The organism is Mesorhizobium sp. M0772, from assembly GCF_040320135.1.
Taxonomy (GTDB): domain Bacteria; phylum Pseudomonadota; class Alphaproteobacteria; order Rhizobiales; family Rhizobiaceae; genus Mesorhizobium.
Map to the genome: position 1 here is coordinate 60,054 of NZ_JAMYPB010000021.1, position 25,061 is coordinate 85,114.

Annotated in this window: 22 protein-coding genes; 11 read left to right on the forward strand and 11 right to left on the reverse strand. The window is 60.2% G+C overall.

Annotated elements, in window-relative coordinates; all coding sequences use genetic code 11:
• The first annotated feature begins 7 nt into the window (after positions 1-7).
• The 5 genes from NKI06_RS16230 (at position 8) to NKI06_RS16250 (ending at position 3,673) form a co-directional block, all read left to right on the forward strand.
• Positions 8-1,165 carry a glycosyltransferase gene (locus NKI06_RS16230; RefSeq protein ID WP_023744465.1) on the forward strand — a complete coding sequence of 386 codons (1,158 nt, stop codon included), beginning with the start codon at positions 8-10 and terminating at the stop codon, positions 1,163-1,165.
• Between the two features lie 8 nt (positions 1,166-1,173).
• Complete coding sequence (locus NKI06_RS16235) at positions 1,174-2,154, forward strand: GNAT family N-acetyltransferase (protein ID WP_023696375.1); 981 nt, start codon at positions 1,174-1,176, stop codon at positions 2,152-2,154.
• Positions 2,155-2,158: 4 nt separating this feature from the next.
• The gene (locus NKI06_RS16240) at positions 2,159-3,061 is read left to right on the forward strand and encodes a class I SAM-dependent methyltransferase (protein WP_023744463.1); all 903 of its coding nucleotides are present in this window, start codon (positions 2,159-2,161) and stop codon (positions 3,059-3,061) included.
• Between the two features lie 73 nt (positions 3,062-3,134).
• Positions 3,135-3,353 (forward strand): hypothetical protein, encoded by a 219-nt coding sequence (locus NKI06_RS16245; protein WP_023741848.1) that lies wholly within the window; start codon positions 3,135-3,137, stop codon positions 3,351-3,353.
• 143 nt (positions 3,354-3,496) lie between these two features.
• A complete protein-coding gene (locus tag NKI06_RS16250) occupies positions 3,497-3,673 on the forward strand; it encodes a hypothetical protein (RefSeq protein WP_023696378.1) in 177 nt (58 codons plus the stop codon).
• Here the strand turns inward: NKI06_RS16250 and NKI06_RS16255 are convergent, their stop codons facing one another.
• From NKI06_RS16255 to NKI06_RS16275, 5 genes are all read right to left on the reverse strand, one after another.
• On the reverse strand, positions 3,674-4,237 hold the full coding sequence (locus NKI06_RS16255; RefSeq protein ID WP_023667968.1) for a sigma-70 family RNA polymerase sigma factor: 564 nt from the start codon (positions 4,235-4,237) through the stop codon (positions 3,674-3,676). It abuts the gene before it with no gap.
• 624 nt (positions 4,238-4,861) lie between these two features.
• A complete protein-coding gene (locus tag NKI06_RS16260) occupies positions 4,862-5,833 on the reverse strand; it encodes an amino acid ABC transporter permease (RefSeq protein WP_352858197.1) in 972 nt (323 codons plus the stop codon).
• 19 nt (positions 5,834-5,852) lie between these two features.
• Complete coding sequence (locus NKI06_RS16265) at positions 5,853-7,133, reverse strand: NAD(P)/FAD-dependent oxidoreductase (RefSeq protein ID WP_352986169.1); 1,281 nt, start codon at positions 7,131-7,133, stop codon at positions 5,853-5,855.
• Positions 7,134-7,277: 144 nt separating this feature from the next.
• A complete protein-coding gene (locus NKI06_RS16270; protein ID WP_352986171.1) occupies positions 7,278-8,105 on the reverse strand; it encodes a transporter substrate-binding domain-containing protein in 828 nt (275 codons plus the stop codon).
• A gap of 301 nt (positions 8,106-8,406) precedes the next feature.
• A complete protein-coding gene (locus NKI06_RS16275) occupies positions 8,407-9,609 on the reverse strand; it encodes an MFS transporter (protein WP_352986173.1) in 1,203 nt (400 codons plus the stop codon).
• 176 nt (positions 9,610-9,785) lie between these two features.
• Between NKI06_RS16275 and NKI06_RS16280 the strand changes: the two genes are divergently transcribed.
• The 4 genes from NKI06_RS16280 to NKI06_RS16295 all read left to right on the forward strand — a co-directional run bounded on the left by NKI06_RS16280 (position 9,786) and on the right by NKI06_RS16295 (position 12,954).
• Entirely contained in the window at positions 9,786-10,697 is a 912-nt protein-coding gene (locus tag NKI06_RS16280; RefSeq protein WP_352986175.1) for a LysR family transcriptional regulator, read from the forward strand.
• A 286-nt stretch (positions 10,698-10,983) separates the two neighbouring features.
• On the forward strand, positions 10,984-11,187 hold the full coding sequence (locus NKI06_RS16285; RefSeq protein WP_023741853.1) for a hypothetical protein: 204 nt from the start codon (positions 10,984-10,986) through the stop codon (positions 11,185-11,187).
• Between the two features lie 222 nt (positions 11,188-11,409).
• Complete coding sequence (locus tag NKI06_RS16290; protein WP_023741854.1) at positions 11,410-11,664, forward strand: hypothetical protein; 255 nt, start codon at positions 11,410-11,412, stop codon at positions 11,662-11,664.
• 315 nt (positions 11,665-11,979) lie between these two features.
• The gene (locus NKI06_RS16295) at positions 11,980-12,954 is read left to right on the forward strand and encodes a L,D-transpeptidase family protein (RefSeq protein WP_023741855.1); all 975 of its coding nucleotides are present in this window, start codon (positions 11,980-11,982) and stop codon (positions 12,952-12,954) included.
• An 88-nt stretch (positions 12,955-13,042) separates the two neighbouring features.
• Here NKI06_RS16295 and NKI06_RS16300 read toward each other — a convergent pair whose 3' ends face one another.
• The 6 genes from NKI06_RS16300 to NKI06_RS16325 form a co-directional block, all read right to left on the reverse strand.
• Positions 13,043-15,088 carry a CHASE2 domain-containing protein gene (locus NKI06_RS16300; protein ID WP_352986178.1) on the reverse strand — a complete coding sequence of 682 codons (2,046 nt, stop codon included), beginning with the start codon at positions 15,086-15,088 and terminating at the stop codon, positions 13,043-13,045.
• Positions 15,089-15,103: 15 nt separating this feature from the next.
• Entirely contained in the window at positions 15,104-15,928 is an 825-nt protein-coding gene (locus tag NKI06_RS16305) for a FecR family protein (RefSeq protein WP_023815926.1), read from the reverse strand.
• Positions 15,925-17,142 (reverse strand): tetratricopeptide repeat protein, encoded by a 1,218-nt coding sequence (locus NKI06_RS16310; RefSeq protein ID WP_197031261.1) that lies wholly within the window; start codon positions 17,140-17,142, stop codon positions 15,925-15,927. Before NKI06_RS16310 ends, NKI06_RS16305 begins: the two co-directional genes overlap by 4 nt.
• Before the next feature lie 539 nt (positions 17,143-17,681).
• Positions 17,682-18,869: a magnesium transporter gene (locus NKI06_RS16315; protein ID WP_352986180.1), complete on the reverse strand. Its 1,188-nt coding sequence runs from the start codon at positions 18,867-18,869 to the stop codon at positions 17,682-17,684.
• Between the two features lie 202 nt (positions 18,870-19,071).
• Positions 19,072-19,227, reverse strand: coding sequence for a hypothetical protein (locus NKI06_RS16320; protein WP_023681074.1), 156 nt, complete (start codon positions 19,225-19,227; stop codon positions 19,072-19,074).
• Between the two features lie 142 nt (positions 19,228-19,369).
• Positions 19,370-20,086, reverse strand: coding sequence for a pentapeptide repeat-containing protein (locus tag NKI06_RS16325; RefSeq protein ID WP_352761701.1), 717 nt, complete (start codon positions 20,084-20,086; stop codon positions 19,370-19,372).
• A gap of 1,332 nt (positions 20,087-21,418) precedes the next feature.
• Between NKI06_RS16325 and NKI06_RS16330 the strand changes: the two genes are divergently transcribed.
• On the forward strand, positions 21,419-22,867 hold the full coding sequence (locus NKI06_RS16330) for a TolC family protein (RefSeq protein WP_023681072.1): 1,449 nt from the start codon (positions 21,419-21,421) through the stop codon (positions 22,865-22,867).
• A 37-nt stretch (positions 22,868-22,904) separates the two neighbouring features.
• On the forward strand, positions 22,905-25,037 hold the full coding sequence (locus tag NKI06_RS16335) for a type I secretion system permease/ATPase (protein ID WP_023691465.1): 2,133 nt from the start codon (positions 22,905-22,907) through the stop codon (positions 25,035-25,037).
• Positions 25,038-25,061 lie beyond the last annotated feature (24 nt).

Sequence of the window (25,061 nt, forward strand, 5' to 3'; positions counted from 1 at the left end):
AAGTGTCATGCTGCCAATGCATCAGACGCCTGACACATTGGACGAATTAGCGGCATCATCGGCAGGTGGTGCGGCATACGGGACCGAGGCGCAACCAGCCGCGGCGCTCACTGTCCTCAATGTCGCCTACCCTCTCGCACCCGTCGGACCCGATGCTGTCGGCGGTGCCGAACAGGTTCTGTCGATGCTCGATCGGGAGCTGGTTCGCGCCGGCCACCGCTCTATCGTCATTGGCTGCCGCGGCTCCAGCGCGAGCGGTACCCTTGTGGAAATACCGGCTGAAAACGGCGTGCTCGACGAGGCGGCGAAGAGCCGCGCGCAGCAGGCTCATCGCAAAGCGATCGCCGCTGCCCGCGCCCGATGGCCGATCGATGTGGTTCATCTGCACGGCATCGATTTTCATGCCTATCTGCCCGACGATGGTCCGACCCTGGTGAGCCTCCACCTGCCCTTGGACTGGTATCCGGCCGAGGCTCTGCGACCGACGCGCGACGACCTGTGGCTCCATGCGGTCTCGCCCACCCAGCAGCAAACGGCGCCACCAGGGGCCAGACTGGTGGCGCCGATTCCCAACGGCGTTGACATCGAAGCACTGAGCCTGGTGCAGCCGAAGCGAGACTTTGCCCTGGTTCTCAGCCGGGTCTGCCCGGAAAAGGGCATTCACCTGGCCCTGGACGCGGCCAAACAGGCGCGCGTGCCCCTGGTCATCGGCGGCAAGGTCTATCCCTACGAAACACATACGCGCTACTTTCGCGACGAGGTCCAATCCCGTCTTGATGCTCGCCGCCGCTTCCTGGGCCCGCTCGGTTTTAACGCCAAGAGGCGCTTTCTCAACGCAGCCCGCTGTCTGGTCATTCCAAGCCTCGCCGCCGAGACAAGCTCGCTTGTCGCCATGGAGGCCCTCGCCTGCGGTACCCCGGTGGTCGCATTCCCGAATGGTGCGCTTGCGGATGTCATCGAGCACGGCAGGACGGGCTTTCTCGTCAACACAGTCGACGAGATGGCCCAAGCCATTCTTGCGGCGCCCAGCCTGGACGCCGAGGCGTGCCGGGTGGAGGCGCGACGGCGGTTTTCGCTGGAACGGATGATCTCGTCGTATATGGCTGCCTATCAGGCGCTGGCACAACTTGGCACAGATTGCCGGCGCTTCGCTGCGGCACCGTGAGAAAAGCAGTGTTGCGCAGCGAAATCATCGATGACCCCGTAAAATTCGATGCCTTGACGCCGCACTGGTGGAAACTGTGGGAGCAGAGTTCCTCTGCGACGCCGTTCCAATCCCCCGCCTGGCTGGTGCCATGGTGGCGCGCATTCGCACCCGGTGAACTGGCGACAGTCGCGGTCTGGCGTGGCGGCGATCTGGTCGGGCTGGCGCCACTCTATCTCGAGCATGGAACGGCCGGTTCGAAGCTGCTTCCGGTCGGCATTTCGCTCAGCGATTATCTGGACATCCTGGCTGTCCAGGATATCGAGGCGGCGGTCGTGTCCACAATTGCCGAAACGATCTGCTCGGTCGGGTGGTCACAATGGATCTTGTCTGATCTGCCGCAAAACAGTGCCGGTCTTACGATCGCGCATCCCGGTTTAACGGTCGAGAGGCCGGTAATTCATGCAGCCTGCCCCGTGCTTGCTGTTGCCGGCGACGAAACGTTGGCCGGCTGCGTTCCCGCTCGGCGCAGGCGCCAGTTGCGCCGGGCGCGCCAAGCGGCGTCCAGACGCGGCCGGCTCGCGTTGGCGTCAGCTCGGGGTGATCACCAGAACTTCCTGAATCAATTGATCCGCCTGCACCATGCACGCTGGGTTGGACATGGAGGTGGTGTATTGGCCGACCCCGCCGTGCAGCACTTCCATGAGCTTTCACTTCCCTTGCTCGATGCTCACGGTCTGGTCCGATGCTGGTTGCTCGCGATCGATGGCACGACTGTCGCCGCCTATTACGGATTTCACCACCGCGGCCGCGCCTATGCCTATCTCGGCGGCCTCGATCCTGCTTATGCCGAGGAGAGCCCAGGGGCGATCCTGATCGGCCACGCGATCGCGGAGTCGATCCGCGAGGATGCGCGCGAGTTCGACTTCCTGCGCGGCCAGGAGCCCTACAAATACGGCTGGGGCGCCGTTGACAGGTGGACGATGCGGAGGATCTGGACGCGGAGTTGATGTCATGAGTGTGCACGCGCAGCGCCGGACATCGGTCAGACGGGCGGTCGAAGATTGCATGGCCGATGGTGCCTGCGCCGAAGCTGTTCTCGTCAGGCTGGCGCTTCACCTGCCGCCCACAATTGAAGCGGCGGAATTGGCGGAGGTCGTGCTGAAAGTCCGTCCGGCGGATACCGGCGATGCTGAAAGACTGCGAAAGGTCGCTGGACTGCTGCGCCACAAACCGGGCGTCCTTGCCACTTTGCGAGCGACAGGCGGCGCCGTTCGGCATGAACGCGGTAACGGCGAGACGGATATCGCCGTCGTCACGCGGCTGGCCTCGAGTTTTGATGCCGCGGCAGCAATTTCGACAGCCGCAAGTGTCCAGTTAGGATCCCTTGGCGATGACGAGCGGCTGACAGCCATGACCGACGAAATCGTTGAATGGCTCGAGGCGCGAGAATTCACCGGAATTGAACGAGACATTCTCGACATCGGTTGCGGCATCGGACGTTTCGAGCGCGCGCTGTTCAATTCCTTCAAGCGGATGGTCGGCATCGACATATCGTCGCGGATGATCTCTATCGCCTCCGAGCAATGCGCAACGCTCGGCAATGTCGAACTGCGCCAAACCTCCGGTCTCGATCTGGCCGACTTCGACGACGACAGTTTCGATTGCGTGTTGGCGGTCGACAGCTTTCCCTACCTGGTCCTGGCCGGCATGGCTGAGCGGCTTTTCGATGAAATTGCGCGCGTTCTCAAACGGCCGGGCCGGCTCGCATTGCTGAACTATTCTTATCGCGGATCGCTTTCTTTGGACCGGGCCGACATCGGCCGTCTTGCGCAAGCTCACCAATTGCGGGTCGTCATCGACGGCGAGAAGCCGTTTCGGTCATGGGATGGCGACGCCTTCCTGCTTGCTGGGTGAGACGGAACATTACAGCGCGATGCCGGTTCGGGCGTCGGCACCGATCGGTGTCCTGGATTCGAAGGAGGAGATCATGGCATCCGGCGGCAAAAAGCATTTCGGCCAAGGCAGCCAAGGCAAAGGTGCCGGCGCCGGCGCAATGACCACCTTGGACAAGGACAAGATCGAGGAAAACGCGGTTTTGTCCAACCGCGACAGGAAGCAGCATGGCCGAGAGCGCGGGCTGGACGGCAATCGAACCAAGTCCGATCAATTTCAGGATCACGCCGCAAACCGGTTGCTGAAGGACTGACGCCACCGCGCCGCGTCTTGCCGCGGCACGGAGGAAAAACTGTGCAAGGGCCGCCGGTGAGCCTCTCAGCGGCCGACAACGCCTTGTAGTGCCGAGCGCTCATCCACCAGACTTGGATCTAGGGATGCTATCAAGAGAACGTGATGTCTCATTCGAGCGACGATACCACGGATCTGCTTGTCGAGATGGCAGTGGATCGGGAGATTGCTTCCCTGCTGGCCGCCATAGAGCAGGAAAAGATACCAGACCGCCTATCCAAGCTGGCGATCGAATTGCAAAATGCTCTCGTCGAGAAGCATCGGCGAGACGTGAAGAGCTGATTATCTGCGGCTGTCGACCTCTATATCGAGCTGACCATCCGACAGCTGATTTCGCCTTTCTATCAATGTCTGCAACGAGCTCTCCCCGAGTAGCTCAAGGATGTTGGCGCGGGCACGGTTCAGCCGGCTCTTGACCGTCCCTACCGCGCAGCCGCAGATTTCGGCGGTTTCCTCGTAGCCCACTCCTAAAACGCCGATCAGCATCAGCACCTCGCGCTGATGTTCGGGCAGCTTTTGGATGGCGCCGTGAACTTCCTTGCTCTGAACGGTCCATTCCTGGGTAGCTTCCGAAATCGGTCTCGAAGACGCGCAGTCGAGAAGGCCTGGCGCTTCCCGTGCAGCGATCTTGATCCGCGTGTAGTAGGTGTTGCGCATGATGGTGAAGAGCCACGACTTCATGCGTGTACCGGGTTCGAACTTGTCGATGTTGGCGAGCCCTTTGGTCAACGTTTCCTGCACCAGATCGTCGGCATCGTCTGGAACGCGGCAGAAGGTGCGCGCGAAAGCCCGCAGGGCAGGTATCAGATCAACGATGGAAACGTCATTGGTTTGTTGGTCGGCCAAGAGATAGCCTCCGGATGACAATGGTCCAGCTCCCAGAAGAAAGAGTGAATGAACGAAGCCAGAGCTAAATGCATGGAAGTTTGGTTCGTTCCCGCCGTTGGAAACAACTCTTCGAAAATTCCATCGGGCGCGAACGCGCCGACTACGGTCTTCCCCCAAACACGCCCACTTCAAGGGAACGAAACACCATGCTGAGCTTCATTCCCGGGAAGCCTCGCCGGTGCGTTTGGCTGTGCAGGGCATGGACCGAGTCGTGCGGCTGGTAACGCGCAAACCACTGCCTGACAAACCTATTGGCGAACCACGTGGCGAACTCGGCTCCATCGATACATAGCGATAATGGTTGGCCCGGAGGATATGTTAAAGTCCTTGATTTTATCGATTTGTTGGCGCGGGTGAAATCCAGCAATCGGTCGAAGTTGCCGGGCAGTCGGCCAACAACATGCTCGTCCAGCACTTGCTCTATTCTGCCCTCCGATCAGGCTAAGCCGATGAAATACCGGGTCGATTCACCCTTGACGGCGTCGCCGAACGGCGTGCTGTGGCGTACAATCTGCAGCTGCTCTCCGAAGCTGGCTGTTGCGGTGCTGTGCAACTCGCTTTGGCGAAAATCACGGATGACGATCAGCGCTTGAGTGAGCGCCCGAACCGGTCTTCGATCCGCGACTGCAGGAACTCGAGCCCCATCGAGAGCAGCCAATAGATCATCGAGGCGGTGATGAGCATCTCGATGTGGCGGAACTCGGTCTGGCCCTGCGTGCGTGCGAGATACATGATCTCCCAGACCCCGACCACCGAGACCAGCGAAGAATCCTTCAGCATCGCGATGAACTGGTTGCCGGTCGGCGGCACGATGACCCGCATCGCCTGCGGCAGGATGACCAGGAACATCGTCTGGTTAGCGCTAAGGCCGAGTGCCGTAGCACCCTCGGTCTGGCCGCGCGAGATGCTTTCGATGCCGGCCCGGAAGATCTCGGTCATGTACGCGCCGTAGCAGAGCGACAGCGCCATGATACCGGCCGGCACGGCGCCGATCACGTAGCCAATCTGCGGCAGGCCGAGATAGATGATGTAGATCTGCATCAGCAACGGCAAGCCACGAAACAGAGAGGTATAGAAGGTCGCCAAGCCATAGACCACGCCATTGCGGGAAAGTTTGGCGATCGCGCCAACGAAGGCGATGAGGGTGGCAATGGCGATCGAAACGGCCGAAATGTAGAGGGTCGTCACCACACCCTTCGAGACGAGGAAGCCGATCTTCTTGGCAATGAACGCGAAGGACAAGTCGAAGGAATAGAAAAACAACATTAGCAACACGAACAGCTCTATCCAGACTGCCACAATCTGCTGTTTGCGGCTGAGATACCGCAGCGCGTTCCAGTTCGCCACCAAGATCAATGCGATCAGCACCGCCGAGACCGCCCGCCCGACGTCCGGGTTGGCGGCGAGCCACTCGACGGACCACGGAACGAGCTTGCCGAGCCAACTGGCTTTGATGCCGAGCCCATACAGGCCGGCGGCGATGGCGGCGAGCACGAAGAACACGCCAACGCGGCGCGCCGCGTCCGGGTGGTTGAGCAATAGTCGGCCGATCACGTCTTCGATCTCCCTGCGGTCAGCGGGCCCGCTCGCGCCACCAATCCTGCGCCTGCAGCTTCCAGTAGGTGAGTTGCGCAACCGCAAGTCCAGCCGGGCCGCCCGCCCAGGCAAGGCCGAATGGTGCGAACAGCCGGTAGTGGTCCGATTGTCCCAGTATGGCTTCGGCGATCAACTTGCCGGCGATCGCCGTGGTGTTGATGCCATGGCCACCAAAAGCCGTGAGGTACCAGACGCCCGGCTGCAACGGGCCTATCTGGGGCATCATGTGTCGGGCATAAGACATGAGCCCGGACCAGGCGAGTTCGGTCTTGAGGTGTTCGAGCTGCGGATAAGTGGTGACCATCTCACGGCGCAATTGCCTCGCCAACACGCCCGATGAGGCTGCCCGGGTGGTGATGCGCCCTCCCCAGAGCAGCCGCCTGCCGTCTTCGACAACGCGGTAATAATCGCCTGCGCGACGGTTATCGCCGACGGCGTCGGTCGTCGTAATCGCCTTGGCGATGAGGTCAGGCGCCTCCTCGCTCACCATAACGTAAGTGGCGATAGGCAGGAATGCCCGCTGCAGCCGGCCGACCAGTGGCCCCGTATATCCGCCGGTGGCAACCACGGCCTGGCGGGCGCGCACTTCGCCGCCGTCGGTACGCAAGATCTTTTCGGCGCCGTCAAGGTTGGCTTCAACGGCAGCCGTTCTCTCGTATATCCTGCCGCCCAGCCGCTCGATCTCGCCAGCAACGGCGCGCAGATAGTTAAGCGGATGCATGTGGAAGGCGCTGGGATCGCGCAATCCTTGGTGGTAGCGATCGGAATGCAGCACCGCTCGCACCCGGTCGCGATCGAGATAGTCGAGCCGATAGTCGAAATCCCGCGCCAGTTGCTCTGCATATGCCTTGAGCGCGGCGCCGCCATCGTGGCGAAGCACGCTCAATATACCGGAGCGCGGCTCTGCCGCCTTGATGTCGAGATCGCGGATCGTCTGCCGCACGAAGTCGACGCCTTCGATGGACAGGCGGTGCAGTTTTTGTGCCGCGTCGACGCCGGCCATCGCGGCGATGTTGTCGGTGCCGGTGGCGAAACCGGGATTGACGAAGCCGCCATTGCGACCGGAAGCGCCGAAGCCTATCCGCTGCGCCTCAAGCACGACGACCTGCTGGCCGGCGCGAGCCAGCTGCAACGCCGTCGTCAGGCCGGCCAGTCCGCCGCCGACAACGACTGTCTCGCACTCGGAAACGCCGCTCAACGGCGGTCTGATGGTGCTGTCGGCAAGCGTGCGTCGGTAATAGGTGTCAGGACATGTCATGATCAATACGATGAGGTGGCGGCACTAGAGCATTTTGCAGGCAGGCGGAGCCGCCCGGTGTCGTGGAAATGCGGCTGAAACAAAACAGACGGAGCGGGATGTTCAATTGAATGCATCCCGCTCAAGCTTTATCCACGACGCTCCTCAGTCGGCGCTGTAATCCTTGCCGTACCATTTGGTGGTCAGTTTCGCGAGGGTACCGTCCTTCTTCATCTCGTCGAGAATGCCGCCGATCTTGGCATTCCACTCGGCATCACCTTTTTCCGCGATCACCACCAGCGGCTCACGGAAGGCATAGCCGCCTTCCAGGACACGCAACGGGTAGCCGTTCTTTATCGCGTTCTGAGCCGTCTGTTCTGGTGCGATGACCGCGTTGAGGCGCACGCCGTCGCCGAGCCTCAAATCGTCGAACGGCAGCATTGAGTCGGCGAAAGTCCTGATCTCACCGGGCTCCAGCTTGTATTCGATGGGCGGCAGGCCGGGAGCATCGATCTCGAGTTGTCTGCGGATAAAATCCTCCGACGTGGTGGCGGTCTCGACGCCGATGATCTTACCGTTCAGGTCGGCGACCGATTTGGCCGGGCTGTCCTTGTGAACCACGTAAACGTAGGGGCTATAATAATAGATGCCTTCGAAATCGATCACCTTGGCCCGCGCTTTGGTCGGCGTCACCGAGCCGACACCCAGATCGTAGCGTCCCTGCCAATGGCCGCCCGTCATCGTCGCCCAGTCCGGCGTGTCGAAACTGACCTCCACACCGAGACGCCTTGCGATCTCCTTCGAGACGTCGATGTCGAAGCCGACCAACTGATTGCTGTCGTCGAGGAAACTCTGCGGCGGCCAACCGCTGTTTGTGGCGACCACCATTGCCTTCTTCGAGGTAACCCGGTCGATGGTTTCACCCGCCGACGCCGCAGACGCGAACGCGAGCGTGGTAGTGGCTAAGGCCAGCCACGTGATCAATTTCCTCACTTAAACCTCCCTCTTCATCGTCATTCAGACATGTGCTCCCCATAGCGCCCTCCCCGTAGAGAAACAGTAATTGAGAGCGCGGCATGAGATCGATCTCATATCAGCACACATATCGACGAGGGGATCAAGTCCTTTTTCAAGTAGCCAGTTGTCCTCCGGGGGCGCAAAGCATCGGCACCCGCATGGTGCGGCGGAACCCCGTTTGATGTGACGCGCGTGACTTTCAAGACAAGGAACGACGGTCTACTTCAACCTACACAGCATCATAGACAGACGGGCGACACTCAGGATGGCTTGCTGTCTAAGAGTTTCCGATGTTCCGGTTAAGTATGGGTGCGCGGCACACCGGCAGCAGCACCAGCAGGATGATGGCGGAATCGACCCAGAGGACCCTGTTCACGCCCATCGTGTCGACGATCTGACTGGTCGCTAGGGTACCCACGGAGATGGCAAGATTGAAAGTGAAGCAGTAAATGGCCGTCGCGGTCTCTGCGCTTTCTGATGCTGCACTCAGCACCCACGTCTGCAGCGTAATGGGCGCCGCGCCATACGCGAAGCCCCACACCAGCAGCAGGATGGTTCCTGTGAGCGGCGTGACCCCGAGCAACGGGAAAAGAGCCAGCGTGGCCCCGAGCCCAATGACGACGCAGGCCAATGTGCGACCGACGGATTTTGCGGCCCAGACGCCTGCGACGGCGTTGCCAATCATTCCGAGAATGCCATACCCCACCAGTAGCCAGCCTATGCTCCCTGCAGTGACGCCCGAGACCTCCAGCAACACCGGGCTCACGAAGGTGTAGGCACCGTAGTGAGCAGCCACCAGCAGTGCGGTCGCAACCACGCCCGACAGGAGGGCGGGATTGCGCAATTGCGCACGCAGGGCTTTCACCTCCACAGGCTGCGCCGCCTCCAGCTTCGGAAGCACAAGCAGGGCGGCGAGCAGTATGGCAAAGCTCAGACCGGCGAGAGACCAGAACGCGCCGCGCCAGCCGACTAGATCACCGATGATCGTGCCAGCCGGCACGCCCAGCACCGCAGCGGCACTTACACCGCCGAAGACAATAGTCATGGCGCGCGGCACGGACGGTCCAGGAACAAGGCGTACTGCGATGCTCCCGGCTATCGCCCAAAAGCCACCGATGGTGATCCCGACGAGCAGCCTGGACGCGAGCAGAACGGGAAAGTTCGTTGCGAGCGCTGAAATCACGCTCGCCGCAGCCATTACCGCGAGCAGGCCCGCCATCAGAATACGCCGGTCGAGCCTCCCCACTGCCAACGGCAAACCGATAGAAGCGAACGCCGCAATTACGCCGGGTATCGTCACCGTGAGACCGCCACTCCCAATAGAGACATTCAACTCGGAAGAAATTGCCGGAATCAGCCCCACAGGGAGTTGCTCCGCAGTGATCATCGAAAAAATACCCAGCGATACGGTGAGCACGGAGAGCCACATGCGAACAGTGGCTCCCTGTTTCTCCTGAAGGGCTGCTTTGGTCAGAGACATGATCACCTCCAGCCCGCGAGAAGGCACTCGACGCCGACGTTTCGGGCAAATGTTAGAGAGACGGATCGGGCAATTGATCCCGGCCTGGCTTCAGATAATCTGTCCACTGTGGATTGATAATCGAGGGAAATATGGATGGTGAACTCACGAAACGTGAATGAAAGAGGTGATTGCAGTTGGACCGGCTGACCAGCATGACCGTGTTTGCCAACGTCGTCGGTGAAGGCAGCTTCGCTGGAGCGGCCAAGCGGATGCGACTATCGCCAGCGGCCGTGAGCAAGCATGTCCAAATGCTGGAAGAGTGGCTTGGCGCACGCCTTCTCAACCGGACGACCCGGCGCATCAGCCTGACAGAGGTCGGCTCCTCCGTCTACGAGCGCAGTCTGCGCATAATCGAGGATGTCGAGGAAGTTCGTACGAGCGCGGCCGAGAGCAAGACACGTCCGACCGGCTCACTGCGTGTCAGCGCGCCGATCTCCTTCGGCGCGATGCACCTTGGGAGAGTCGTTGCAGAATATCTCGCGGTCTATCCGGAGGTGTCGGTTGAGTTGGTGTTGGACGACCGTGTGGTTGATATCGTGGAAGAGGGCTTGGATGTCGCGGTACGCATCGCTCCACTCACGGTTTCCAATCTGGTTGCTCGCCGAATCGCGCCCTCACGCGAGGTGGTCTGCGCTTCGCGCGACTATCTGGACAGACGCGGGCGTCCCACAAAGCCGTCGGATCTCCACGACCATGATTGTCTGGACTACGCGTTGCGCGCCAGCCGCGGAAAATGGCGGTTCGACGGACCAAAGGGGGAAGTTGCGGTAAAAATCACTGCACGGATGACGGCAACGAACGGGCAGCTCCTGCGCGATGCGGCGCTGGGTGGAGCAGGCATAGTACTTTGTCCCACTTTCCTTGTTGGAGAAGCCATTCGTTCGGGCCAGCTGGAGACAGTGATGCCCCAGTTCAAGCCGGTAAGCCGGTCGATCTACGCGATGTACCCGTCAAGAAGGCATCTTTCCGCCAAAGTTCAAAGCTTCGTGACGCATCTCGCCGCCCGCTTCGGTGAGAACCCACCTTGGGACAACTTTGGACCATGACGACGGGATGTTGAGTCCAGAGGCCGCGCGCACTTGCACGGCCCTTTCTGTGCATGGACCAGCACCCACGCCAATGGGCGGTGCATATCGAGCCGTCAGCACCTTTTCGAGACTGAAGGATCCGCTATTTGCCGACGGTCAGTCGCTGAGGCCCAATCCGCCGCCCATCCGAAGCGCCGCCACAGCGCAAGTTGTAGCATCTGCGGCGTCTCTGGTTCTCTGCGGCCACCGGCGGAACGGGTTGTAAGCAGGCGCGTTCCTCCAGCGTCAAGCTTGGAGAACATACATGGATGACGAGCTGCGCCTGAAGTTACAAGAGCTGAGCCAAAGCATGCAAACGCGAGCGGCCGAACTTTCGACGCTCGGCGGCAACGCAGACATAAGTACGCTGATGTCGGGGATCGCCGTCGCTCTGGAGGCGCTACTGGTGATTGCCGAAGAGATGAAAACGCCACGTTCCGGCCCTTCGGTCCTGCCCGACGCTACATGAACATCTCCGATCGCTTGGGAGAGGCTCCCGAGCGAGAGCGCCTACCGCTCACCAGCAAATCGCTCGCCGAGGAACTGGCTTTAATCCACATTCCGGGTTGGAGAGTGGAGAGCGCAATCTACTCGGTGGAGTACTCCAGGGGGGTGAGCGTCGGTAGAAATGGATTTTGCACTCGACGATGCCTTTGGGTAATCGAGGACGGCCTTAGGACGGAGGACCCCGATGGCTTGGATGGCCGCAATTTGCCCGATTACAGATGAGCAGGCACTCGTTAATTCGGAGACAGTTGGCGACATCCGGGAGTTTCGCTGTCCGAGTTGCGGCGACTTCAAAATCACGAACTCGGCCACCGCGATGTTCAAAGGCCTGTCGGCAGAACAGAAGTTGGAGCGCTTCGAATACGCTAGGGCAATCGCGGGCGACAAAGCGATCACAGTGACGACGGAACATGGATCTGTCGATACCGAAGATCAATAGAATACCCGCCCGACGAGCCGGGTTCCCAGCGCATCTCCTCATTGCTGCCCTGAGACCATTTGACTGCCGGTCCAGGTAATGGGCAGTTTTGAAGGTAGAAGCTCACGTCAACATGGCCAGACCATTTTTACACTGCCGATCTGCGCGGCCAGCAACGCCTCTCGTGAGGGGCAAGGCATGGGCATCGAACGTCTCGGACCGGTCGGCGGCGTAAGGCTGGTTGCCTATGATCCTCCTACCGGCGAATGGAACCAGATCTGCCACAGCGCGTCATAGAAGCAGATCAGGTGCGATTTAACGCAAGGAGTGACATCGATGATCAGGCTCCTTCTCCTCCTCGCCATTGCATTCGCCTTCGCATGCGGCGGGACGGAGGCGGCCAAGCTGGATCTAGCCGCTGTAAATCAGGCGCAATTCTCCGCCGGCGATCCGAAAGGGCTCGATCCTGCCGTGCTGAAGGCGCAAATTTTTTTGGATCGTGCGCGCTTCTCACCGGGGCTCATCGACGGCCGCCTTGGAGAGAACTTCGCCAAGGCGGTCAAGGCCTTCCAGGCGTCGAACGGACTGGCGCCAGATGGCAAGCTCACCCAGGCGACTTGGGACAAGCTGATGGCAACCTCCACCAGCCCAGCTCTGGTCACCTATGAACTGAACCGCAAAGATGTACGCGGCCCCTTCACCAAACGCATTCCGGGGCGCATGGAGAGGATGGCTCGCCTGAGAAGGCTTGGCTATCACGACTCGATCGAGAAGCTGGCGGAGCGCTTCCATGTGAGCGGACCATTGCTCAGGAGGCTAAACCCAGGCACCGGATTCAGGAAAGCTGGAACCACGCTGCTGGTACCAGATGTTGGCCGGGGTGAACCTCCCGCCACCATTGCCGGCGTGGAAGTCGACAAAGGCGCTCATCAGGTGCGCGTGCTCGACCCCTCCAATAAAGCGCTTGCCGTCTACCCTGCCTCGATCGGGAGCGACGAGAAGCCGGCACCAAGTGGGCAGGCAGAGATCCAAAGGGTGGTGCACAACCCGACCTATCACTACGATCCCGATTTTGCATTCAAGGGAGTCAAAACCAAGCGGCCCTTCACCATTGCTGCCGGCCCTAACAATCCCGTGGGATCAATCTGGATCGACCTCTCCATCGAAAGCTACGGCATTCACGGCACGCCCGAACCCGGCAAGATCGGGAAGACCTTCTCTCACGGCTGCATCAGGCTAACGAACTGGGATGCCGAGGACCTCGCCTCAATGGTGCACAAACATATGAAGGTGACTTTCAAGGACGAGTGACGCAAGCCGTCGCATCCCTCGATGGTCGCCGAAACGAGATGTCCGTCTGTGCCCGTGACAATCGCATCTTGCGATCCGCTGGATCCGATCAGCGGATGCTCTGGGTTCGGGGTGTCAGGTCAAGCGGCGCCATTTGCACGGATGGCGGCGAACCAACCACCATGGCGGGGGCGCCAGATTGCTCACCACGTTGGCTCTCTACTTCGCGGCTCATACCTTGTTGAGCAGCTTGCATCTCCGGAACGGTGAAAACCGGCACCTCGCCCTTGAAACCCTGGAGCTCAAAGGCGCCCGCCTGGACGACCGGCATCGATGCTCCTGCCGCAAAGCCGGGTCCAAGCACCAGGGGGATGCCCAGCTTCTTGGTCGTCGATTCGAGCCGTGCCGCGCGGTTCACGGGGGAGCCGATCGCGGTGTAATCGAAGCGCCGTTCGGAGCCGAAATTGCCTACCGAGCAGATGCCGGTCTCGATGGCGACGCCGATTTCGATGGAGCGATGGCCATCCGCGGTGAAGGCGGCGTCTTCGCGCCTCACCCGCTCGATAAGGGCCAGGCCCGCGTCGAGCGCATCCTCACGATGATCGGGTTGATCTAGCGGTGCGTTCCAGAAGGCCAGCACCGCATCGCCCATGAACTTGTCGATGGTGCCGTCGCGCTTGAGGATCTCATCGGTCGCAATGCCGAGGAAATGGTTGACCACCTTGGCGATCTCTTGGGTGTCGAGCTGTTCGCTCATGGTCGTGAAGCCACGTATGTCGCTGATCAAAATGGTGATCTCGCGCTTCTCGCCGGACAGGATTGCCTCGGTGTCCGAGCTTGCGAGGCGCTGCACCACGGAGGGCGACAGATATTGGGAGAACTGTCGCGTCAGGGTGGACCGGCGCTGCTCGCTGCGCCTGTAGAGGACATAGCCTTCGAAGCCCGCAACCATGATGGTTGCAAGCGCCGGCTGCAGCGGGTCATAGAGTGCACCCTGCAGGCTGTACTCGAGAGCGCCGAACACGAACGGCGTGACGGCCAGCAGCGCCAGGGAGAGGGCGCCAAGCACGACACGCCCGGCGAGCACTCCGGAAACCCCGATGAAAACGACGGCACTGAGGAGAAACCAGAGCCGCTCGAGCATACGCGCGTGCGCTGGCTCTGCCAGGAAGCGCCCGGCAAGCATCTGGCCGATCGCATCGGCGTGGATCTCCGCTCCTGGTCGCGCTGGACTCGTCGGCGTGGGCAGGTACTGCGTCAGGCCCACAGCCGACAGGTCGACAATGGCGATGGCGTCCCGCAGCCGCGGATCGCCATGGCCCGAAAGGATAGTGCTGGCAGACAGGCGAGGCGTGTCGGTGGCGGTTTCCCAGAGGCGGATGCTCCCCTCCGGCTCGAGCGGCACAATGGCGCCTGCCATCCTGAGTGCGTCGAACCCGGCTGCACTCATCCGGGCTGTGTAACCGTCCTGTCCAGCGTAAAGGCGCAGGAGCTCGAGTGCGAAAGACGGCCACAGCTGCGCGCGTTGAGGGGTGTTGCGAAGCCAGAGCAGCGGCACATGGCGCAGTACGCCGTCGGGATCGGGCAAGGTGCGAATCACGCCTAGGCCTGCGGCGGCGTTCGAGAATTCGGCAAGCGACCCGGTAAGACCGGTGAAGCCGGGAAGTGTATCGGGTACTTGCCCGACGATCGACCAGCCGGCTTTGGGTTCTGCTTCTGAAACCGTCGCTTCATTGCCCAGGCTGACGGCAAGCGCCGTTCGATTTTTGGACAGCGCCGCTGCCAGGCGCTTGTCTCCGGCCATGCCCTCAGGCGAGGTGTCAGCCTCGGGGAGTACCAGCGCAAGCCCGACCACCGCCGCGCCGGATTGCGTGATGCCATCGACCAGATCGGCCAAGAGGCCACGGTTCCAGGGCCATCGCCCATGTGCCTTGAGGCTGTCGTCGTCTATCGAGACGATCACGACAGGATTGCTCGTCGCCTGGCGTGGGGCGAGAAACTGATAAAAGTCGTACGTCCGCTCACGCAGGCGCGACAACGGCCCGTCAAAAGCCAAATGGCAAGCGAGCAGCAGGAGCACGACCAAAAGGCCGGATATTTTGCGCCTGCCGGCTTGCCGCCAATCAGCCCAGCGCCTACCGACCGAGTGGCTCATCTCGTGCAGCCAGGCCTAATCGCAGTTGTAGTAGTAGCAGCAACCCTCACCCTCACACTCGCCCCGCCGGCCCCCGCTGCCCGCAGGTGGCGTTGGGCTGTCAGGGAATTCCATGACCACTCCTGGCAGTGCGCCGTCCCTGGACCCGCAGACTTTGAGCGAGGAGCCTAGAGCCGACGTACAAATTGCGCTTACGTCCAACCCAGGACCCGGTGCGCCCGGCAGGCCGGTTCCCGCTATCCGGTCGATACTGTCCAAGATCGGGAAGGCGTCGATGCCGCCGTAGCCGGCCAGAAGCTTGCCATCGTCCGACGTGCAGGCGTAGCCCGGGTTCGTGATGACCAGCCGTTTGCCATTGATCGTGCAGGTCATGCGGCCGGCGCGCAATATGCCGACGGTCTGGCCGGCTGCCACCAGCACTTCGATGATGCCGCCTCTCGCTCCGAGCACCATGTGCGGCGTCGCAACCTGCATGACGCCCCCTTTCGAAACCTGGCCGCCATAAAAACGTGCCAGGCCGCTGTTCATCCCGATGTCGATCTTTCCCGACCCGGAGCCCGGATTGTAGACGAACTCATCGATCGTCAGGCTGGTGTTTGGACCAATTTTGGCGCTCGATTCATCCCGGAACACCAGCATTCCGAGACCGGTGGGATTGCTGCGCAACTGGTCGCCGAGTTCGACGCCGGCGCCAACGTTCATCGTCCCGCCGTTATTGCGGACGATGATGGTCTGATAGGCCGTCATCGACCCGACCGTCTCAGCAGCGGATGGTGCCGCGAAGGCAAGGCAGGCGATAAAAATGACGATCTGATGATACCTCATCGCGGCCTCTTTCAATTGAGCGTCAACGTATAGCTCATGAGCATTTCGAACGATTTTCGGTCGCGGTTGGCGAGGGCGAAGTTGGTTTTGCGGTAGGCGAGATCGACGCTGATCTTCTGCGCTTCCGTCAGCTGAAAATCGCTTTCCGAGGCAATACGCCAGAAGTCGCTCTTGATATTTGTGCCGATGCCGACGGACAGATCGGGAGTGTCGCTGTGGCCGGCCGATAAGGCGATCTGGTGCGACCATGCGAAAAAATCCGGTACGTTCATCAACAGGCCGCCATAGCGGACCTCGCCCGTATAGCTGCGGCTGATTTCGCCCGATCCGGAAGCGAAGTCATTCGAGCCGACAAAGCGCAAGCCGAGCGCCTGGCCATTGCGGAAGCGGTAGCTGCCGCCTGCCTCGTAGAAGACCCTGCTATCCGCGAAAATGCCTTGCGAGGCGCTTAGATCGATGTAGCCGCCACCGGCGAAGAGCGTCGTCTCGACCGTCGGGCGAACGACGAAACGTCCACTGAGGCCGATACCGGTTTCGTAAATGTCGCTGTCGAAACGATCCGTAACGGTGAACGCGGAAAGCAGCAGGCGCAGCGAATCGATCCCGCTGTTGGGCAGTCCCTTGTCCCAGGTTATCGCTGCGTTGCCGTGGATAAAAGTCTTCTCGCCACCCGGAACCGACAGGTCTTCCGTGAAAAGACGCTCAGTCGCGGTCAACGACCCCGAAAGAACGAGCGCGTCGGCACTTGGCGTGCCGAGGTCCCACCGCACAAAACCTTCCGCCTGCCCGTAAGGCGAGACGAAGCTGTCGTCGTCCTGCGCCCCGCCTGGCTCAAAATCGGTGAATGCGCTGAATACGCCGCCGGTCAGGGCGAGTTCCCAGGTGACGCCACGCAACGCGCGCTCGATGCGGGCGAGCAGGCGAACAGCTTCCTGTTGCTCACTTGCGGTCAGACCTCCGACTTCGATGCCGTACTGCACCTGCCGCCGGGCCAATTCATAGGACCCGACATGATAATATAACCGGCTGGCCGCAAGCCGGGCGCGCGCATCGCGCGGGTATTGGATCAGATACTGCTCGATCGAGGAGATCGCCTGATCGTATTGCCCAGCGTTGACCGCGACCGTGACGAATTGGGCGAGCGTTCCATTGTCGGCCGGACTGGCGATGCGGGCCGCAAACGCATCGTCATAGGCCCCAAAAAGACCTTGTGCGCCGGCCGGCAACACGCCGGCACAAAGCAGCGCTGCGGCGAAGCCGAAGATCGTTCGAAACGAAGATTGCATGCCGAGAACCCACCCCAAACCCGACTAGTGCGAGAGATTTAGCACGACTGCAAGAAAAAGGCGACTGAACGGTCGCCGGACTTATGCGAGTCCTCAGCAGCTGTTGCAGCTGCGCAACAAGATATCGGGTTTATTCCTATTTCGGATGCGCTGATTGTCAAAAACTCTTCTCGACATTGCTGCACGTGATTGAAGTATTTGGCCCAAGGCTTAACAAACTCAAATCTCATCAGTAGTGGATCGCACAGCCGACAAGATTAATATTGGGTGGGCGATTCTGCGTATCTGGTCACCAGGCTTCAAGGTCACCCACGGCTTCTCCAAAGGCCTTCCGTCGCGTTTCGCAAGAGGCCGGAGAGCTGCCGGAAGGTGCTTCTCACGAGGCGTGTGCGATTCGGCCCGGGTCTTGCAATTTCTTTGAACGCGAGGTCAGCTCATTGCCCGAACTCCCAGGGACGCGTCACCGCACGCAGCTTGCTAGTCTAGAGCACGAGCATGGTTGCCAGCCCCAGCATCAGGCCCATGCCTACAATATCGGTCACGGTGGTGAGGAAGATCGCCGAGGCGACCGCCGGATCGGCGCCTACCCGGCGCAGGCCCAACGGGATCAGCACGCCGGAGATGCCGGACATGAGGCACGATCCGCACATGGCAAGCAGGATCACAAGTGCCAGCATCGGCGCCTGCGCCGCCGACGCCGGTTGCCTCGAGGCATAGAACCACATCGCCGCAGCCGCAACAACGCCGACGAGCGCGCCGTTGGCGGCCGCGAGCGCGCCTTCTCTCATCACCAAGTGCAGCTTCGGTCGTTTGTCCACATCCCCCAGGGCAAGGCCACGCAGCGTCATAGCCAGTGCCTGGCAGCCGGTGTTTCCGCTCTGCCCGGCCAAGACCGGGAGGAACGCCGCCAGGGCGACGATCTTCTCGATCGTGCCTGTGAACGAACTGACCACGAATGCGGCCATGAAGGCCGTTAGGAGATTCAACTGCAGCCAAGGATGACGCTTCAAGAAGGCTGAAAACAGCGGCGTAAAAGAGCGCTCCTCCTTCTGGACGCCTACCATCTGGCCAGACTGGGCGGAAATCTCGATGATTTGCTGCTCGAACAAGCGCCAGCCGCGAACCTGCCCGAGCAGCCGGTTCTCCGCATCCACCACCGGATAGACAGGGTAGTGACGCCGTACCGCCGCCTTGCATGCGTTACTCAAAGAGAGACCGACATCAAGAGCGAACGGCCTGGGCAGCATGATGTGCTCGACAACCGCGTCCGGTTCGCTCAGCATCAGATCGCGCAGGACCGCCAGGCCAACCAGTCTATTACCCCCGTCCGTGACGTAGAGATAAGTGAGCTCGGTCGGCACTTGGGCGCCTCTGACAGCTTCCACCGCGGCAGCAACCGTCGTCCCGACAGGAACGCTGGCGGGGATCGGGTCCATCACCTCGATGAGCGACTCGGGGATCGCGAAACCCATCTCACCGTCATGAGAGCTGATGGGCCGCATATGCTGTGGCAAATGCTCGGCCACCTTACGGGCGTGCCCGTCAGGCAACAGCTTTAGTGTGTCGCGGATGAACTCGGGAGACTCTCTAGCGAGCAATTCAGCTGCGTCATCAGGTGCTCGAGCACGCAGCGTGCGCACCAACTTCTGAACGCCGGTCTCTTCGTTCATATGATATGGCCCCCCAATTGAAAGTGAAAAAGTTGTGAAGTATCGGATCGCACCGGGGCGGAAATACGACAGCTTCTTCCGGCCCCAGCAGTCCGCCTTGTGGTTCTCGCAAGCGCCGCCTGCACGCTCCTAGCTTGAGAAGACAAAGCAGACGTCTACATTTTGGGCGTGCCCTCGTCAGGTCAGCATGCGAGTGTCCGCGCTATTTCCCTCGCTTTTCAACCTTTAGATTTGGGAGGTCGGGTCGCTTGGATACCACACCGGCCTCCTTCAAGGCGGTGTATCCAACCTTTTTGAGGAGCTTCTCTGTTTTGGCGCGCTCCTTGTCCAGAGCGGTATCACCTTTGACCTTGGGCATCCGTCCTCCATTTGGTCGTTGTCGTTCGCCGGTAAATGAGATTGCCGGAAATGTCCCGCAGTGTCGTGCTTTGACCCCCGGCCGAGGACTGAATTGAGGCGCATTGCCGCCCGGCAGCCTTGGCGGGAAGCGGACGGGCGGGCTATTCCTGCTGGAATTGACAGGGCCAATTTTCTGGCCTCGTCATGCCAGAAGGCAACTCGGTCCGGGCGTCCCCGCAAGCCATGTTGAGCTGCCACTGGGACAGACCCGCCGAATTGGATAGATCGAGGCCCTCGATACGGGTCAGAAAGAAAAAAGCGCCCTCAAAGTCTATCGGTGCGGTGAACTTCGCTCCTCGGAAATCCGCCCGCGCGAGATTGGCAAACGAAAAGTGGCTGCCGCTGATATCGGCGTCATGGAACTGTGCACGCCCCAATTCCGCCTTTGTGAAATCAACATTGACCAGATTGGCGTTCTGGAAATTCGAGCGCTGCACTTCCGCGCCCGTAAACACAGCGCCCTGCGCGTCCATCTGGCTGAAGTCGGTCCTGTACGCCTCGATTTTGTCGAACCGGGCGCCTTTGGCGGTCGAGCCGGCCAGGGAAGCGCGCACAAGCGTTGCCTTCTCAAAATTTGCCGCAAGGAGATTGCTGTTCCTGAGGTCGGTCGAAGTGAAATCAACACCGAACAGGTTTGCCCCGCTCAGGTCCTGTCCTTCCAGGATGAGAAGCTTTTTGTCACACTCCTGCCAATTGACGCCAGGCGTCGCGGCTGCGTAGCAATCTTGAGCGGCGGTGGCGTTTTGCCAAGCAAATACAGTGCAAACCGCCAGAACCAAGCCGGATCCGCCGTAAGCTCTGGTTCGTCTCAAAGTCATTGTTGCTGGACCCCTCTGCTACTCGCCGACAATCAACCTTACCACATCTGCTGACACTCGAGCCACGGTAACGACCGCCGTCACAGTTTGCGCATCAACGAACCGCCGATAGCCAGCAGCAGCTTGCGAAATTATCGAGAGGTGGGGAAAGGCTTTGACGGCAGAGCGCTTTTTCGCGGATGCGATCACAAAACAAAGAGTTCGGCGTAAGCCGTGAGTTATTGGTGGGCCCGGAGGGCGAACGGAAATTGTTGATTTTGCTGAATTTTGGTGGGCCAAAATCTGAAAGGTTCCCGTGTCATTCCGTATGCTCCCGCGACCCCAAACTGCCGACCATAGCTGACCTCGTTTTGCAAACGTTGGGAGACAGGGTCCAGAACCGCGGAAATGGGGGCGGTTGCAGATCGGCGGCTGTGGCAACAGCGCGCGACCAGTTGACGGTGTAGCGCCTCGATATGGCCGATGAGACTCGGGAAGTAACAAACAAGCGGCAGCTTGCAGGCAGTTGTGATCGGTGGAATGGATTTACGTCGAGGCGCCGGACCAGGACGGGCTCACTTGCCTCGAAGTTCAGCCTGTTGGAATGGCGCGGAGGAACGAGTAGTGGTATCTAACGAGCCGGCGGCCTCGATGTTTGACCGCTCGTCCTGCAACTCTCGTATGTCGTCCCGCAAAGTGGTGGCGCAACTGACCACTTCGTTCCGCATTGTTTAAACAGCGTATGACTCAATTACAGTCAAATTTTTTTCTGAGCTGCGAAAAGACCGACACTAACCGTCAAAAAAATTGCGCTTTTGATTTTAACGGAAAATCGCCGCAAGAAATATTTGGGGTTTCACTAGCTATCGGGATCAATCGAGCGATTTTTGGACCTTGCAGCATTCGATGGCCTACCGAACCGCCTCAAAAAGTACCGTCACCTCTTCGGTTGACCCACTCGTTGATCGGCCGTCATACGAGCCCTATGCTGGCACGCTGGCCTATCCTGCCGATTGTAGCTGCCAACCAAAATGTTGTCGGTCACCTCGCTGAAAAAGTACACCCAGAAATAGTCAAGCCATCAGGAGCAAATAGGTCTAAAGGTGGCCTTGCGGTCCTCCTTCCCGGAGCGGTTTCGCTTGCCTGTTCAAACTCGGACGGCTGTTACCCAAAAACCGCAGTGGGTATTTTATGTGCCATTTTTGCGACATTCTATAGAATTTTGCTTGAATTCAGCGTTTTAGCGGTCACTAAATCAATAAGTGCTCCCATATTTTGCAAATTTGTGAACAATCACGGTTGAGTTGTAACGCCTGGCAATAATGGCGCAGGGGAACGTTGGGGTGGGGTGAAATGAATACGACATCTATGTCGGCGATAGGCAAGCGCCTCGGCCTGCTGACGACGGTCGCCATATTGAGTTGTGGGAATGCTCACGCGCTCACTCTCCAGGAGGCGATGGCGGTTGCGGTGGAGTCCAACCCCGAAATTGGCCAAGCGATCGAAAACCGCGAAGCAATCGAATTCGAGCTACGCCAAGCGAAGGGACTTTATCTTCCCAGCGTCGATGTCGAGGCGTCGGCGGGGGTTCGTCGTCTCGACAATTCCTCCCGGCGTTCGCTGTCGATAGAGGATGACGCGCTCTATCCAGCGGAAGCCGATGTCGTTGTCACGCAGACGCTTTATGACAGCGGCGCAAGGCGGGCGGAACTGAACCGTCAGGCGTCGCGGGTCGACGGCGCATCGTTCCGGGTGCTGGAACGGTCTGAATTCATTGGACTGTCTGTCGTCCAGGACTATCTCGAATACATGCTGCAGGCTTCGATCGTTTCAGAAGCGAAGAAGAATCTGGGCTTTCACCAGGCAATCCTCGGCGACATCCGGCAAGGTATTGCAGGCGGCGCGTTGAACGAGGCTGATCGCCAGCAGGCCGAGGAGCGGCTGTTCGCTGCCAAGGCACGTATGCAGGAGGCGACCGAAGAACTGGAGGCTTCCAAGATACGGTTCTTCAAGACGGTCGGTAAGCCGCTGACCAACGCGTCAAGGCCAGGCGATGTCTCGAGCGCGCTGCCAAGGTCGCTCGACGACGCGCTAGGGCTGGCGCGACAGAACAATCCGCGCGTCCACATGGCCAACAGCGATATCGACGCCGCCGCCTCCCTGGTGGATGCGGCGCGGGCGAAATTCGGGCCCTCCGTCATCGCCGAAGGCCGCGCCCGCGGCGGCTATGACATCGACGGCGACGATGGCGACGCCAGCGACCTGCAGGCGCGGCTGGTGCTGCGCTGGAACCTCTATCGCGGCGGCATCGACAAAGCCAACGAGCAAGAGCAGGTCCGCCGCACCAGCGAGCAGCGCCTTGTGCTGCACCAGGTTCTGCGCGAGATCGAGGAAGCCGTCCGTACGTCATGGGATCGCCGCTTCCGGCAGGCCGATCTGGCAAAGACATTGAAGCTTCAGGCTGCCGCCAACGAAAGGCTGGTGGCGTCCTATCGCGAGCAGTTCAAGGTCGGACAGCGCTCGCTGCTCGACGTGCTCGATGCGCAGAACACGCGGTTCAACACAGCTACGCTTGCCGACACCGCATCCTACGCGTCGCTTTTCGCGCAGTACCGGCTGCTGGCGGCAACCGGGCAGTTGCTGAAGACCATGAATCTTCAGCCGGCAAAACAGGCCACCGCCTATGCCAAGGCCGAGTTCAATGCGCCTGAAACGGCCGACACCGAAACGTATGCGCGCACGCCGTCGGAGCAGACGAACGATCTGCCTTTCGACATCCTCGCACCGGTAAGAAAGAAGTAGGAAGGTCAAGGACGAACGATAGTCCTGCGGGCCGATCGTGAACCCACAACCCAAAATCCTCTCCCCAAAAGAGGCGTTCAAGGCCTGCTTCTCCGCTGTTGCCGGGTACCTCGGCAGGCCGAGTTCCGAGACCGTGCTGTTTGCCGGCGTGCCGCTGTCAGACACCCGCATCGATATCGACGCCATCCGGCATCTTGCCGAACGCATCGGTCTTGAAATCACGGAATTCAGCCATCGCGACTTTCTTCGCGGACGCATCGACCTTCCCGCCATTCTGTTTCGCGTCAGCCAGTTGCCGGTTGCGCTGCTTGCCCAGACCGAGGACGGTGGATTTACGACCGCTCCCCAGGAAGACGGGCGCACGACAATTAGCAAATCCGAGTTTTCCGGAAGTTATATTAGTGGCGGCGTTTCCTTCTCGATAACCTATGCCAACGCAGTAGAGGCGATGAGCGTCGGTTCGGCGGCCAAGATCGAGCGGCGACATTGGCTGACCGGCACGATGGGGCCGTTCTGGCGCACCTATTCGAAGGTCATCCTGTCGGCGGTATTCATCAATCTGCTGGCTCTTGCCTCACCGATCTTCACCATGAACGTCTACGACAGGATCTTGCCGAACAAGGCGATATCGACGCTCTGGGTGCTGTCGATCGGGATCGGCGCGGTCATTCTGTTCGACCTGCTCTTGAAGACCGCCAGAGCGTCACTGATCGACTATGCCGGGCGCAAGGCCGATCTTCGCATCTCCTATATGCTTTTCGAGAAGGTGCTGAACTCGTCCTTGTCGGCAAGGCCCGGCTCAACCGGCGAATATGCAAATCGGGTGACCCAGTACGAGTTCGTGCGCGAGTTTTTCACGTCGAACACCATCAGCGTCTTCATCGACACAGCCTTCGTCTTCGTCTTTCTTCTTGTCATCTATGCGATAGGCGGTTGGCTGGTCGTCATACCGGCCATTGCCTTTGTCGCCTCGGTGATCGTCGGGCTGATCACGCAACGGCGCATCGGCAAACGCGTTGCCGCTTCCATGAACGAGGCTTCGCAGCGCCAGGCCCTGCTGGTGGAATCCATCTCCACGCTGGAAACGATCAAATCGCTGCGGGCAGAGGCGTACCTTCTGCGAAAATGGGCGGAGCATTCCAAGAACGCATCCAACACGTCCGAGAAGATCAAACAGCTTTCGGCTGCCGCCGGCAACATAACGCAAGCCATCCAGCAGATGGTCACCGTCGCTTTGATCGTGGCCGGCGCCTATGCCTTTTCGGAAGGGCATGTCTCGACCGGCGCCATCATCGGCACCGTCATGCTGGCGGGCCGGGCGGTGGCCCCGCTTGGGCAGATTGCGATCACCTTGTCCAGACTTCGCCAGGCGATGCTGTCCCTGCGAATGGTGAATTCGATCATGGCGCAGCCTGAGGATCGGCCGGACACGGTTGGTTTCGTCAACCGCCCCATTCGCAACGGTGCAATGGCATTCAGGAATGTCGGCTTTGTCTACCCGGGTTCCGAAAACGAAGTGCTGACCGGCCTGAATTTCTCGGTGAAGCCCGGTGAGCGGATTGGCATCATCGGCCGCATAGGCTCGGGAAAGACGACCATGGGGAGGCTGATCGGCAGGCTTTTCCTGCCGACCTCCGGCGAGCTGCTGCTGGACGGGATCGACATCCGCCAATACCACCCATCGGAGGTTCGCGCCGCGGTCGGGATCGTCGCGCAAGCCAACGATCTATTTTCCGGCACCATCAAGGAAAATCTCCTGATGGCGTGCCCGGAGGCGACCGATGAGCAGATCGTCGAGGCGGCCAAGGCTGCCGGCGTCGACGACTTCGTCTCCCGCCATCCGCGAGGCTACGACATGAATGTCGGCGAGCGCGGCACCAATCTCTCGGGCGGTCAGAGGCAGACAATGGCAATTGCCCGCCTGTTGCTGACCAAACCGAAAATCGTGTTCCTGGACGAGCCGTCCGGCTCGATGGATCTGGCTTCCGAGCGCCAGCTGATCAAGCAGCTCAAAGTGGCTTTCGATCGCAACACGACCCTGATCGTATCGACGCACCGCTTCAGCATGCTCGAGCTGGCCGACCGCCTGATCGTCATCGAGCAGGGCAAGATCGTTGCCGATGGACCGAAAGACCAAGTGATACAAGCGCTGCAGAAAACAAGCGCCTGACGAACAGAATTATGCGTGAACACA